The 13,610-nt window shown below is 71.3% G+C and carries 11 protein-coding genes; 5 read left to right on the top strand and 6 right to left on the bottom strand.

The window, feature by feature from the left end; genetic code table 11:
* Position 1: 1 nt before the first annotated feature.
* The 4 genes from AB0C15_RS28615 to AB0C15_RS28630 form a co-directional block, all read right to left on the bottom strand.
* Entirely contained in the window at positions 2 to 625 is a 624-nt protein-coding gene (locus AB0C15_RS28615; RefSeq protein WP_030329978.1) for an ATP/GTP-binding protein, read from the bottom strand.
* On the bottom strand, positions 606 to 971 hold the full coding sequence (locus tag AB0C15_RS28620) for a DUF742 domain-containing protein (RefSeq protein ID WP_124778091.1): 366 nt from the start codon (positions 969 to 971) through the stop codon (positions 606 to 608). The genes AB0C15_RS28615 and AB0C15_RS28620 overlap by 20 nt, the downstream gene beginning before the upstream one ends.
* A gap of 89 nt (positions 972 to 1,060) precedes the next feature.
* Positions 1,061 to 1,468: a roadblock/LC7 domain-containing protein gene (locus AB0C15_RS28625; protein ID WP_007465177.1), complete on the bottom strand. Its 408-nt coding sequence runs from the start codon at positions 1,466 to 1,468 to the stop codon at positions 1,061 to 1,063.
* On the bottom strand, positions 1,465 to 4,623 hold the full coding sequence (locus AB0C15_RS28630; protein ID WP_357357074.1) for a sensor histidine kinase: 3,159 nt from the start codon (positions 4,621 to 4,623) through the stop codon (positions 1,465 to 1,467). The genes AB0C15_RS28625 and AB0C15_RS28630 overlap by 4 nt, the downstream gene beginning before the upstream one ends.
* Positions 4,624 to 5,067: 444 nt before the next feature.
* On the opposite strand from AB0C15_RS28630, the gene AB0C15_RS28635 reads away from it, so the two are divergent.
* Positions 5,068 to 6,246, top strand: a complete 1,179-nt coding sequence (locus tag AB0C15_RS28635; RefSeq protein WP_357357076.1) for an ABC transporter substrate-binding protein — start codon at positions 5,068 to 5,070, stop codon at positions 6,244 to 6,246.
* A gap of 151 nt (positions 6,247 to 6,397) precedes the next feature.
* Here the strand turns inward: AB0C15_RS28635 and AB0C15_RS28640 are convergent, their stop codons facing one another.
* Together AB0C15_RS28640 and AB0C15_RS28645 are read right to left on the bottom strand one after the other, a co-directional pair.
* Positions 6,398 to 7,258 carry an ABC transporter permease gene (locus AB0C15_RS28640; RefSeq protein ID WP_357357078.1) on the bottom strand — a complete coding sequence of 287 codons (861 nt, stop codon included), beginning with the start codon at positions 7,256 to 7,258 and terminating at the stop codon, positions 6,398 to 6,400.
* A gap of 103 nt (positions 7,259 to 7,361) precedes the next feature.
* Complete coding sequence (locus tag AB0C15_RS28645) at positions 7,362 to 8,393, bottom strand: ABC transporter substrate-binding protein (RefSeq protein WP_357357080.1); 1,032 nt, start codon at positions 8,391 to 8,393, stop codon at positions 7,362 to 7,364.
* Between the two features lie 270 nt (positions 8,394 to 8,663).
* Here AB0C15_RS28645 and AB0C15_RS28650 point away from each other — a divergent pair, with 270 nt between their 5' ends.
* The 4 genes from AB0C15_RS28650 (at position 8,664) to AB0C15_RS28665 (ending at position 13,387) form a co-directional block, all read left to right on the top strand.
* Positions 8,664 to 9,449, top strand: a complete 786-nt coding sequence (locus AB0C15_RS28650; RefSeq protein ID WP_357357082.1) for an ABC transporter ATP-binding protein — start codon at positions 8,664 to 8,666, stop codon at positions 9,447 to 9,449.
* A 2-nt stretch (positions 9,450 to 9,451) separates the two neighbouring features.
* Complete coding sequence (locus tag AB0C15_RS28655; RefSeq protein ID WP_357357084.1) at positions 9,452 to 10,402, top strand: LLM class F420-dependent oxidoreductase; 951 nt, start codon at positions 9,452 to 9,454, stop codon at positions 10,400 to 10,402.
* Positions 10,399 to 10,707: a cupin gene (locus AB0C15_RS28660; RefSeq protein ID WP_357357086.1), complete on the top strand. Its 309-nt coding sequence runs from the start codon at positions 10,399 to 10,401 to the stop codon at positions 10,705 to 10,707. The genes AB0C15_RS28655 and AB0C15_RS28660 overlap by 4 nt, the downstream gene beginning before the upstream one ends.
* 76 nt (positions 10,708 to 10,783) lie before the next feature.
* The gene (locus AB0C15_RS28665) at positions 10,784 to 13,387 is read left to right on the top strand and encodes a hypothetical protein (protein ID WP_357357088.1); all 2,604 of its coding nucleotides are present in this window, start codon (positions 10,784 to 10,786) and stop codon (positions 13,385 to 13,387) included.
* Positions 13,388 to 13,610 lie beyond the last annotated feature (223 nt).

Consider the following 13,610-nt stretch of genomic DNA (forward strand, 5'->3'; position numbering starts at 1 on the left):
TTCAGCCGACCGGCGTCGGGAAGCCCCGCCCGTGCTCGGACTGGAGCCGGAGCATGGCGTGCTCGACCACCGTCACCAGCACCTGCTTGACCGAGTCCCGTTGCCGGGCGTCGGTCATCACCAGCGGCACCTGCGGCGAGATGGCCAGCGCCTCGCGGACCTCCTCCGCCTCGTACTGCGGAGCGCCGTCGAACTTGTTCAGCGCCACCACGTACGGCAGGTTGCGGTTCTCGAAGTAGTCCAGCGGGGCGAACGCGTCGGTGATCCGGCGGGTGTCCACAAGCACGGCGGCACCCACCGCCCCCCGGATGATCTCGTCCCACATGAACCAGAAACGGGTCTGACCGGGCGTACCGAAGAGGTACAGGATCAGGTCCTGGGCCATGGTGATCCGGCCGAAGTCCATGGCGACCGTGGTGGTCTCCTTGCCCGGCACCTTCGACGGGTCGTCGATGCCGACGCCCGCCGCGGTCATCAACGCCTCGGTGGTCAGCGGTGTGATCTCGGAGATCGCCCCGACCAGTGTCGTCTTACCGACGCCGAAGCCACCCGCGACGACGATCTTCGCGGATACGATTCCCCGGCCCGGCCGCCCCCCTGCGGGGTCATAGCCTGCGAAGTCCACTTAGCACCCTTCCAAGCAGTTCCATCCGCTCCTCGAACCCCTCGGCGGGAGCAGCAGTGTGTAACGTCAGCAGGCTCTCGGCCACCATGTCGGCGACCAGCACCCGGGCGACGCCGAGCGGCATCCGGGTGTACGCGGCGATTTCCGCCAACGACTGTGCTCGGCCCTCACAGACCGTGGCGATGCGGTGCTTGTCGTGCCCGGCGAAGCGGGACTCGGCGACCTGGGTGAGCGAGGCGGTCAGGACGGCCTCGAGGGCGATGTCCTGCCGGGGCTCGGTACGACCACGGGTGACCGCGTACGGACGTACCAGCGCGCCACGCGGGTCAGCGCGTCGTTGGTCCATCCCCGATCACCTCCTCGTCCCCTGCGGAGCCGGCCTGCGCCGCCTCTCGTCCCTGGCCCGACGCTCGTAACGAGCGCCGGCCTGCGGTGCTAAGAGCGCACCGCGTCTCGCGGCAGCGGCACCAGCGCGGCACCCACCCGCTCGACCAGCAGCGCCATCTCGTAACCCACCTGGCCCACGTCGCAGCTGCGCGCGGCCAGCACGGCCATCGATGAACCATCGCTGATCGACATCAGGAATAGGTACCCGCTGTCCATTTCGATGACTGTCTGCAACACCCCGCCCGCGCTGAACATCCGGGCCGCGCCCTCGGTCAGGCTCACCACCCCGGAGGTGATCGCGGCGAGCTGGTCGGCCCGGTCCCCCGGCAGATCCCGGGAGGACGCGAGCAGCAGCCCGTCGGCGGACACCGCCACCACGTGGGCGATGCCCGCCACGCTGTCGGCGAAGTTGGTGAGCAGCCAACCCATGTCCTGCATGGCAGCTGGCCTGTTCATCGGCTCTCCTTGGTCGAGGTGCTGTTCAGGTCCGTTCCGGCCGTCCGGCCGCGCTGCACGCCGCGGTGGTAGGCCGACAGCAGACCACGTACTTCGTCCGGGGTCCGCCGGCTGCGGTCCCGGCCGCTCTTCGGTTCGATGCCACCCGGCACGAGCTGTTGCTGCGGCACCCGCTTGGGCAACCCGGAGCGGGTGGTGCCGGCGGGAGCCGGCTCGGCCGCCCGGCTGGCCCGGGACCAGCCCTCGTCGGCCGCCGTACGCCAGGCTGCCGGGTCGGGGGCGGGCGCGGGCGGAGCCGTCGGTGCGGCCGGGGGCGGGGTGTACGACGGAGGCGCCGACGACCGCGGCGTGAACCCGTCGGTGGTGGTGCCGAGGCCCCCGGCAGCCGGTGTGGTCGTGCCGTCGGCGCCGGCGTTGCCCGGGGTGCGGGTCGGCAGCTTCGGTCGGGCCGGCGCGGCGGCCGGCACCGCACCGGCGCCCGGCTGGCCGCCGTTGCCGGTACGCAGTCCGTTGTCGGACGGAGCGGCGGCGGCGGGCGCGGGCGGCTCGTCGAAGTTGGGCCGGGTGAAGATCGCGGTGGCGTCGTCGCCGTGCGACCGGAACCAGACCGCCTCCATCTCCCGGAAGATCGGCGCCTCGGCCGGGAAGTCCGGCCGGGTGCTGACCGGCGCGGCGGGCACCGATGGTGCGGCCGCCGGAGCCACCGCGCCCGGCCCGGCGACCGGCCCGACCGGGAGACCCTGGACACCGCGCCCATCCGGGGCGTCCGCGGTGGAACCCCGCCGAGGCAGCGGGTCGACGGTCGGGTAGGCCACGGTCGGGCTGCCCACCGAGGCGCCGTTGCCGAAGTCCGTCCGGACCGGCGGCAGCGGGGCAGCCGGCGCCGGAGCGGCCGGCGGGAGCGGGGCGGCGGGAGCCGGAGCGGCCGGCGCGGGCACGGGTGACGCGGTCGAACGCGGGCCGGTGTAGCCACCCGCCTGGACGGCCGGCGTGGTGTCGCGCGAGTCCAGCGGCGACTGCCACTGAGCGGGTGCCGGAGTGCTGGTGCGCCACTGGTCGGGCAGCGTCGCCGCCGTCGTGGCGGCACCCGCGAACTGCTCGGCGTGACCGACCGGGGTGAGCGGGTTCTGCTCCACCGCCATCGGCTGACGCGGCCTGGTGAGCACCTGGTCGCGGCCCCGGCTGTTCGGCAGCACCACGGTGGCGGCGGGCAGCGTCACCTGGGCGACGGTGCCGCCCTCGACGTTGCGGCGCAGCTCCACCCGGATGCCGTAGCGGGACGCGAGTCGACTCACCACGGCCAGACCCATCAGCCGGAACGCGGCCACGTCGACGCTCGGCGGGGCGGCCAACCGTCGGTTGAGCGAGTCGAGCTGCTCGTCGGTGAGGCCGAGACCACGGTCCTCGATCTGGATCAGGACGTAGTCGCGGATCCGGCGACCGTCGGCGACGACGGTGGTGTTCGGCGGGGAGAACCGGGTGGCGTTGTCGAGGAGTTCGGCGACGAGGCGTACCACGTCGTTGACGGCGTGCGCGGCCACCGAGATGTCGGTGTCGACAGTCCCGAACTCGATGCGGTTGTACAGCTCCACCTCGGACTGGGCGGCGCGCAGGACATCCACCACCAACGCGTCGTCGCGGCGCGGTACGGCGGAGTCGGCGCCGGCGAGCACCAGCAGGTTCTCGTCGTTGCGGCGCATCCGGGTGGCCAGGTGGTCCAGCTCGAAGAGCTGCGCGAGCCGCTTCGGGTCCTCCTCGCCACGCTCGATCGCGTCCAGCTCGCCGATCATCCGGTCGACGAGCGTCTGACTACGACGGGCCAGGTTGAGGAACATCGCCGACACGCTGGTACGCAGTGCCGCCTGCTCGGCGGCGACCCGCACCGCCTCCCGGTGTACGACGTTGAAGGCCAGCGCCACCTGACCGACCTCGTCGCGGGTGTTGAGCTGGATGGGATCGCGCACCTGGCGGACGATCTCGTCCACCCCACCGTCACCCACGCTGCCCATGTTCTGCAGCCGCTGCACCGCGTCCGGCAGGTCGTGGTTGGCCACCGCGAGGGCACCCTCACGGAGTCTGCGCAGCGAGTCGTTGAGCGAACGGGCCAGCACCACGGCCAGCGTCACGGCGATGATCAGGGTCAGCAGCACCAGCACCGACTCGACCACTGCCTGCCGGATGACGTCCGAGCGGGCGTCGTCGGACTGCTGGAACAGTCGGTCCTGCAGTTGGACCTCGGCCCAGCGCATCAGGTCGTTGACGGCGCCGATGGCCGCGGTGGCGTCCTGCGCGGTGACCAGAGGGCGCTGCCCGACCGAGCGGGTGATGTCGCTGGCCACCCGGTCGGAGAGGCCGACCGCGTCACCGGAGACGGTGCTGTTGACGAGGGCGCGCTGCACCGGGTCGGCGGCCAGGGAGAAGGAGACCAGGGCCTCCTGCTGACCCGTCAACGTTGCCACGAAGGAGGAGAACTGCTCCGAGTCGAGCTGACCCGTCGACAGCGCGGTGAAGGCGACGGCCTGCTCCTCGGCGACGGAAGCCTTGGCGCGGGCGAAGGCGGCGACGGCGCGGCGGCTGTCCGCCAGGCTCTCGTCACCGGGGAGTTGGGCCAGACCGTCGCCGTACGAGACGAGGTCGGTGAGGATGACGCCGTAGCGGAGCACCGCCTCGGCGACCGCCATCTGCCGCCGGTCCAGCACCTCCTGGCGGGTGCCATCGAGCGTGGCCAGGTGGCCGTCGATGGTGGCGAGCCGGTCCCGCAGGGCGGTCGGCACGTCGCCGATCTGCTCCCGCTCGGCGCGGTACTCGTCCACCCTCTGCTGCGTCTGCCGGACCCGCAGGTTGTACGCGTCGGCAGGCTGCTGCGGGGTGGCCAGGTAGGCGGCGGCTGCCATCCGTTCGGATTGGAGGTCCTGGGTGAGGGCGCTGACGTCGATGGAGAGTGCGGTGAGCGCACGGGCCTGGGTGGCGTCGAAGGCGCCCTCGCCGACGGAGATCAGGCGGACCGTGGCCAGCGCGATCACCGCCGCCACCGGGACGACCAGAATCAGGGCCAACTTGGACCGGATCCGGGCGTCGCGCAGTCTCGGCATCCGTTGGCGCGTACGCCGTCCGCTGTCGCCGAGTGCGGGCAGAGTCGTCGGTCCGGTGCTCACGACATCGCCTCCGTCGTTTCTTCCCCGCCTGAGCCGCCGAGCCATGCCGTAAGCGGAGGGGACCACGCGCGGCACGGCCGCGATTTCATCAGAGTTGATCCTGTTTGGGAAGCCGCAGTGAGGTAGGAAACGGTCGGACGGAGCGCATCCCGTGATCCGGGCAACTGATACCTTCATTTCCGCAAGCCCCTGATCAGGGCATGTAACTCCAGAGTGGTCACGCGTGCATGCAAAGTGAGCTTTTGCAAACATTGCGTTACCCCAGCATGTGGGATGGCCGTCCCGAAAATGCTGCCGGGGTCCGCGCTTGACCACAGCGCCGGCCATTGGCAAGGTTTTGCAGGCTTCGCGCACACCGTACGGCAGAGGAGATCCCGTGCTCCACGGAGGACGGATTAGCGGCGGTGACCGGGCAGCGCCCGCGCCCGCACCTGGAGGACTGAGTTGAGCCCCATCCGCTCCGCGACCATCGCGGCGCTCGCATCGGCCGTAGTGGCCACCACGCTCACCGGCTGCCAGTTCGGCGAGGCGGAGCAAGACACGAGTCCGATCGTGATCGCCGCCGATCTCGAACTCTCCGGCGCCGCGGCCACGGTCGGTCAGACATACCAGCGGGCCTTGAAACTCAAGGTCGAGCAGTTGAACTCCTCCGGAGCATTGAACGGCCGGAGGATCGACCTGGACATCAAGGACAACCGTTCCGACGCCGCCGAGTCGCTTCGCAACATCGCCGACTTCAGCAGCGATTCTCAGGTCAGTGCCATCATCATGGGCGGCTGCAACGAATGCGCGCTCGGTGCCGTGGGGACCATCAACGAGAAGCGGATTCCCACCATTGCGCTCGCCGCTTCCGGCGCGATCGCCAGCCCGGCCGCCGAACGGCGCTACGTGTTCAAGCTGGGCCCCAACGCCCAGGACAGCGCCGCCGCACTGACCACCGAACTGCGCCGCAACAACATCCGCAAGGTGGGGATGCTGGTCAGCGACGACGCCTACGGCCAGGAGGGCGTGACCGCGCTCAAGAACGAGCTGGACAAGGCAAACATCTCGCTCCGGCAGCAGAAGGCCAAGACCACCACCACCGACGTCAGCCAGCAGGTCCAGCAGCTCGCGTCGGGCAAACCCGACGCGATGCTCTTCTGGACCCCGCCGGAGCAGGCGACGCTTGCCGCCACAAGCGCCCAGCAGACCAGTTTCCGCGGGTCGATCTACTTTGACGCGGGGGCGGCCGGGGACCTCTTCCTCGGCTCGGCGGCCAAGGCGACCGAGAAGGCCACGCTGATCTTCACGCAGACCATGGTCATCGACGACGTCATCGCGACCACGCCGGCCAAGGCGGCGCGGCGGCAGTGGTTCCAGGACTACACGGCCCGCTTCGGCGGTTACAGCGGGTCCTCGTCGTTCGCCGCGGACGCCGTCCAACTGATCGCCGACGCCGAGCTGCGCGCCGGCGGCGAGATCGGGAAGGTGAACCGCGACGGCCTCCGGGACGTCCTGGAGACGTCCCAGATGGACGGCCTGTCCGGCCCGATCCGCATGACGCCGGACAACCACAGCGGTCTGATGCCGCAGGCGCTCACCACGCTCGTCGCCCGCAACGGGCGCTGGCGGTTGGCGGGGTAACGCTCGGGCCTTTCCTTCGGCTGGGGGTTCGTCGGGTGCCGGGTGGGGGTGTGGCCACACCCCACTCGCTTGCGGCTTCGACAGAAGGGCCGGCCTCCATGTGGAGGCCGGCCCTTCGCGTTTCCTGGGGTTGATCTCTTCTGTCGTCGGGTCAGTGGCTGCTTGTGGTCTCGCGGACCCAGGGCAGGGCGATCCGCTCGACAAGCAAGAGCGCCGAGTAGAGCAGGATGCTCACCAGCGCCACCAGCATGATCGCCGCCCAGGCGGTGGCGGCGTCGCCGACGCCGGCGTACTGGAGGATGACGTACCCGAGGCCCTTCTCGCCGGCCTGGAACTCACCGATCACCGCGCCGATCGCGGCCAGCGGCATGGCCACCTTGAGCCCGACGAAGATCTGCGGCAGCGCGGCCGGGAAGCGGACCTTGCGGAACGCCTGCCAGCGGGAGGCGTTCCAGGAACGCACCAGCTCGGCCAGGTCCGCAGGCGTGGTGGTCAGACCGGTCGCGGTGGACAACACGATCGGGAAGAAGCAGAGCAGGAACACCATGGTCAGGATCGGCTTCTGACCCCAGCCGAGCGCCACCACCAGCAGCGGGCCCAGCGTGATCTTCGGCACCGCGTTCACCGCGACCAGCAGCGGGGTGAACATCCGCTCGACCGTGCGGGAGGTCGCCAGGGACAGTCCGATCAGGACGCCGGCGGCAACCGAGAGGGCGAAGCCGTACACGATCTCCAGCAGAGTGGCCCAGGTGTGCTCCAGCATCAGGGCGGGCTTGTCGACGAACGCGGTGAACACGTCGCCGGGCGGCGGCAGGGCGAACGGGTGGATCAGCTCCAGCCGGGCGACCAACCACCACGCCGCCAGGGCGACCAGGAGGCCGGCAGCGGGCAGCAGCGCCGCCCCGGCCCCGGCCCGGAGACCGGCACCTCGACCCGCGCGCCCCGCCTTGGTGCCGACACTCGGGGGTGGGGGTTCCGCCACCGCCGGGTCCGCTGACCGGACGTCGGTCATCTCTGTCCTCCTCGAAATCCCACGGCCCGCCGGGGGCCGACGAGCGACGGGGGTACGCCCCACCGGAATCGGCAGGACGTACCCCCTGGTGACGACCGGACGATCAGGCCTTCGGCGCGAGGCTGAAGTCGATGATCTGCTCGGGGGTGATGTTCTGCTTCAGCGCGCCGGCGCCCTGCAGGATCGCGATGCTCTTGGCGACCCGACCGCTGTCCAGGGTGCCGATCGCGGTGCCGGTGTTGCCGGAACGGACGTACGCGGCCATCAGCTCCAGCTCGGCGGCGGCGGAGACCGGGTTGGTGGCGTCGACGTTCTTCTTCAGGATGTCGGCGGCCTCCTTCGAGTTCGCCAGGCTGTACTCCAGACCCTTGAGCAGCGCCGCGGTGAACTTCTTCACCATCTCGGGCTTCTCCTTGGCGGTCTTGGAGGAGGTGATCAGCACGTTGCCGTAGAGGTCCTGCATCACGTTGCTGTACGGCAGCATGACTGCCTTCTTCTTGGCCACACCCTCGATGGTCGGCTGACCGACGACGAACTGGCCGATGCCGTCCACCGACCCGTTGGCCAGGGTGCCGATCAGGTTCTGCGCCTCACCGTTGACCCAGGTCACCTTGGTCGCGTCCACCCCGGCGAGCCGGGCGTACGTCGGGAAGAGGTTGCGGACCACGGAACCGGGGGTGTCGGCGAGCTTCTTGCCCTCCAGGTCCTTCGGCGAGGTGATGTTCTTGCCCTCGACGGTGGCGATGCCCGCCATGGTGCGCTGCTGGATCGCGGCGACGGCGGTGAAGTCCTTCGCCTGGCCGTTGCCGAGCTGGAGCAGACCGCCGGTGAGGTCGATCGGGCCGAAGTCGGCCTGACCGCCGACGATGGTCTGGATCACACCACCGGTGCCCTGACCGGCCTTGATGTCCACCTCGAAGCCGGCGTCCTTGAAGAAGCCCTTGTCCTTCGCCACCCAGGCGTAGGAGTCGCGGCCGAAGTTGCCGAACGAGGTGAGGTAGGTCACCTTCTGCAGCTTGCCGCCATCGCCGCCCTTGGCATCGTCGGCCGAATCCGACCCGCTGCTGCAGGCGGAGACAAGGGCGAGGGCGGTGGCCAGCGCGGCCGTAGCGACCGTACGGGTCAGCCTTCTCATCAGTGCACCATGTCCTTTCCGACCGGGGCCGGCAGGCCACCGGAGGGGGTTGTTATGACGGGCCGGCGGGAGGGGTGGAAGCCGGGCTCCGCCGTCGTGGGGGGATTCTTCGCGGGCACAGCGTACGAGAAACCCACAGTCGCGACGCCAGGCGCATCGGGTTGCGGAACGGAAACAACCTGACGACCACCCCAGCCGGTGTCATACCTCGACAGGGCGGCTAGCCTTTGTCGGATTCCTGACCGTCGACTCAGCGGAGGTACGCCGGAGATGATCCGACTGTCCGGGGTGTCCCGCACCTTCGAGGGCCGGTCCGGCCGGGTGGAGGCGCTGCGCGGCATCGACCTCGACGTCGCCGAGGGCGAGTTCGTCGCCGTACTCGGCCGCTCCGGCTGCGGCAAGTCCACCCTGCTGCGGCTGATCGCCGGGCTGCTGCCACTGAGCGCCGGTGAGGTCACCGTCGCCGGTACGCCGATCACCCGGCCGCGCCAGGACATCGCCATGCTGTTCCAGAAGCCGGCGCTGCTGCCCTGGCGCACCGTGCTGGACAACGTCCTGCTGCCCGTGGAGATCTTCGGCTGGAGCCGCGCCAAGCATCGCGAGCGGGCTCGGCAACTGCTCGACGTGGCCGGGTTGGCCGGCTTCGAGAAGCGCCTGCCGCACGAACTCTCCGGCGGCATGCAGCAGCGGGTGTCGCTGTGCCGGTCGTTGATCGGTGAGCCCCGGGTGATGCTGATGGACGAGCCGTTCTCCGCGCTCGACGCGCTCACCCGCGAGGAACTCTCCGGCGAACTCCAGCGGGTGCACATGGAGAACAAGCCGACGATCGTCTTCGTCACCCACTCGATCGACGAGGCGGTGCTGCTCGCCGACCGGGTGGTCGTGCTGAGCCCTCGCCCCGGCCGGATCCGCAAGGTGCTCGACGTCGACATCCCCCGACCGCGCACCCTGGGCCGCAACGCCCACCTGGCCGACGTCGCGCGAGTCAGCGCCGACCTGCACGAGCTGTTGATGGAACGTGACGAGCCGGCGGCGGCCGGCGCGGAAGGACGATGAACATGCGGGTGTCGGTCTTCACCGAACCCAACCGGGGTGCCACCTACGACACCCAACTCAGGTTCGCCCGACTGGTCGAGGCCTGCGGTTACGAGGGTTTCCTCCGCGCCGACCACTACCAGTCGATGGGCGCCGACCCGGGCCTGCCGGGCCCGACGGACGCCTGGCTCACCCTCGCCGCGCTGGCCCGGGAGACCGAACGGATCCGGCTCGGCACCCTGGTGACGTCCGCCACGTTCCGCCTCCCCGGCCCGCTCGCGGTGATGGTCGCGCAGGTCGACCAGATGAGCGGTGGCCGAATCGATCTGGGCATCGGCGCCGGCTGGTACGAGCGCGAGCACACCTCGTACGGCATCCCGTTCCCGCCGGTCGGCGAGCGCTTCGACCGGCTGGCCGAGCAGCTCGAGGTGATCACCGGGCTGTGGGCAACCCCGTCCGGCGAGACCTACAGCTTCACCGGCGACCACTACCAACTGGTGGACGCTCCGGCCCTGCCCAAGCCGGTGCAGGTGCCCGGGCCACCGATCATCGTGGGCGGACGCGGTCCCAAGCGCACACCCGAACTGGCCGCTCGCTACGCCGACGAGTTCAACATGCCGTTCAAGTCCGTGGCGGTCACCGCCGGGGCGTACGACCGGGTGCGCGAGGCGTGCGAGCGCACCGGACGGACGGAGTCCGGGCGCGACCCGTTGGTGCTCTCCGCCGGGATCGTCGTCGCCATCGGCCGGACCGACGCGGAGGCCCAGCGTCGGGCGGCGCCCCTGCACGAGAAGAGCGCGCTGCCACCGGAGGACCCGGTGGTCGGCTCCCCCGCGCAGCTCGTGCAGCGGATCGGCGAGTTCGCCGCGGTCGGTGCCACCCGGGTCCACCTACGCCTGATCGACTTCGACGATCTCGACCACCTCGAGCTGATCGCCGCCGAGGTGCTGCCCCAACTGGACGGAGCACGATGACCGACGTGATCGACGGAACCGAACTCGGACCGGTGGGTCAGGAGATCGTGTTCGAGAACGAGCGGGTCCGGGTCTGGCACATCCGGCTCCAGCCGGGCGAGCGGCAACCGCTGCACCGACACGACCACCCCTATCTGGTGGTGGCGATCGAGGGCGCCAAGAACGTCGTACAGACCATCGACGGGACCCGGATCGACGCCGACGAACCCACCGGCGGGGTGGTCTACCGGGACCCGGGCGCCGTGCACATGCTGACCAATGTCGGGGATACGACTTACCTGGCCCGGCTGGTCGAACTCAAGTAGACCCGCCGATGGCCACCGGCGCGCCGCGCGGCGCGCCGGTGGCGATCGGGTGTACCGGATGCGTAACGTGCCGGACATGGCCTTTCGGACCTGGGGCAGACTGCTGCTCACGGCGCTCGGGGTGAGCGTGCTGGCCGGAGCCGGCCAGCTCGGCGTCGCGTACGGTTTCGGCATCGTCCGCCTGACCGGCGCATTCACCGGCTCGACAGTCAACCAGTGGCCGGCCCAGCTGGTCTGGGTGGGCTGGTTCGCCGCCAACGCCGCCGTCGCCGGTGCCGTCCTGACCGGCCGCCTCGCCCGCCGCGACGCGCCGGCGGCGAGCACCGGCCGGCAGTTGGCGGTCGGAGGCGCGGCAGCGCTGGGCGCGACGGTCATCGCCCCGCTCTGCATGCAGCCGGCTCGCGCCGCGGAGCTGATCTCCGTGGACCCGGTCTGGGCGGTGGGCATCTGCGCCGTGGTCGGTGCGGTCATCGGGGCGGGCGCGGCGATCGCCGTCCTGTTCCGGCCCGAACTCGGCTGGAACATGGCCGCCGTGTCCGGCGCGGTCTGGCTGCTGGCGCTGATCTCCGTCCTGCCGTCGCTCGGCACTGCGGGCCCACTGCCGACCGTCCGACTCGGCGTACTGGAGCCGAGCCGGCTCGACGACGCCGCCGCCCAGCGGCTGGCGCTGCTCCTGCTACCCATCGTGGCGCTGCTGGCCGGGGCGGCGACCGCCGGGCTGGCCCGCTCGCGGGGTCAGGCCCCACTTGTCAGCGGGGCCACCGGGGTGGCCGGTCCGGTGCTGGTGGCGTTCGCCTACCTGACCGCCGGCCCGGGCGACGCGGTGGACCGCTACCAGGCCTCCCCGTACTACGGCTCGCTGATCGCAATCCTCGCCGGTGCCCTCGGCGCGGCCGCCGCCGCGCTGCTGCGCTTGCCGACGGGCACCCGTACCGCCGACCCCGAGGCGATCGAGCCCTCCGCGATCCTGCGCCCGCTGCCCGCCGGCCCGGCGCTGCCCGGTGCCGCGTCGGCGAACGACAGCGACGCCGCCGAGCGCACCGACACCGAGACGACGAACGCCGAGCTGACCACCACACGGCCCGGCAGTGTCGTCGCGGGTCCGTGGGCCACGGGCGACAACGATGGCGTACGCACCGTCCCGGCCCACTGGGACTGGCCGACGACCACCGCGAGCGGCCAGCATGGTCCGACTGTCGCAGCTCCGGCTGTTCCGTTGTCTCCCGCTGCTCCGTCGTCTCCGGCTGCTCCGTCGTCTCCAGCCGGTTCGACTGAGCGCGCAGCCTGGCTGACCGCACCGACAGGTGAGTTCACCGCCGCGGGGCAGACGCCGTCGGCGGACGGTGCCTCCGCGCCAACCGGCCCGACCAGCTCGGACGCGCCTGACTCGGAATCGACCAGCTCGGACGCGGTCGGAGCGGGCCCGGCCGATCCGGCCGCGGCCGACTCCGCCACCGGCAGCGCGGCCCGGACCAGCGCTGCCGCGGCCAGCACGGATACCGGCACGACCAGCACGGGAGCGGCCGACCACGGCACGCCCGAGGCAGCGCCGACGAGCAAGCCGCGACGGACCCGCAAGGCGAAGGTCAACCCGGACACCACCTCCGAAGCGGCCGACGACGCGGCCCCTGCCAGCCCAGCCACCACCGAGCCGACCGCCGGCCGCGCAACGAAGGGCACCCGATCGGGCAGGTCCGCCGACACCACCGGCTCCGACGCGAAGCGCGCACCGGCCCCTACCGCCGCCGACGCGAAGCAGGCAGCGGCCACCACGGCGACCGGCGCGACGCAGATGCCGGTCGATGCGGAGTCCCCCGACGCGACCGCCGATGCCACACCGGCACCGACCACCGCGTCGGGCACCGCTGGCGCGGACGCCACCGCATCCCCGAGGGTCCCGAAGACCGGCGCGGGCAGCGCCACGGCACCGGCCGCTGCGACCAGCGGTTCGGCAGTGGCCGGTGACGGTGACACGGACTCCGCACGGTCCGCCGCCGAGGACGTTTCCACCGCAGGGTTGTTCGAGGCCACCGCCGCCGGTGACCCGGACGCCGACCTGTGGACGCCTGCGCCGTCGGCCTGGCCGGTCGCCTCGACGTGGGCGGTGCCACCACAGGCCGCACCGCCGGAAGCGACGGCATCGGAGGGGCCGAGCGGGTCCCCCGAACCGACCGGCCCGACCCCCAGGCCCCGGCACCGGGCACCGTTGCCGGACCTGAGCCGGGCTGGCACCTGGAACGCGTTCGACACCTCCCGGCGGGGCAGGTCGACGGAATCGCGGGACAGCTCGCCGGCACCGACGGCGCCGACCGACGTCAGCGAGACGACCGCTCCGGCCGAACGTCCGGGCCCGACCGAAGCCCCCGTGAACGCCGCCAGCGCCCCCGTCGGCACCGGCGATCCGGTGCCTGCCGACGCCCCAACCGCGGCGTCGACGGCCCCGACGGTGGCAGAGCAGCCCTCCCGACGCGGGCGGCTCGGCGGGCTGTTCCGCCGCAACCGGTCCCGCGCCGACGAGGAGAGCCCCAAGACGTCGGACGAGGCGGAGCCGTTGGCGACCCAGGACGAGGAGTTCGTCGACTGGGTGGCCGGTCTGAGCAAGCCGGTGACGGACAACGAGCCCGGTCAGGAGAACAACCGCCGATCACTGCGCTCCATCGGTCGACACCACCGCGACTGACCCGTGGCGGCCGACCTGCCATGACCGACCTGCCGCGGCTGACGTCACGTGCTGCGCGGACCCACCGCCCCACCGCTTGATCGACTCGGGTTCATGGATATCGGCCAACCCATTCACCGGGACGCCCCCCCGTGCTCAGGTGGTCGTAGCAATCGATCTTGTCGTTCGTTGGTCTCTTCGGCGGGGTGATCGTTGAGAGGCTGGTGGGGACGTGGCGGGTCGT

It is taken from the genome of Micromonospora sp. NPDC048835, from assembly GCF_040649995.1.
GTDB lineage: Bacteria > Actinomycetota > Actinomycetes > Mycobacteriales > Micromonosporaceae > Micromonospora.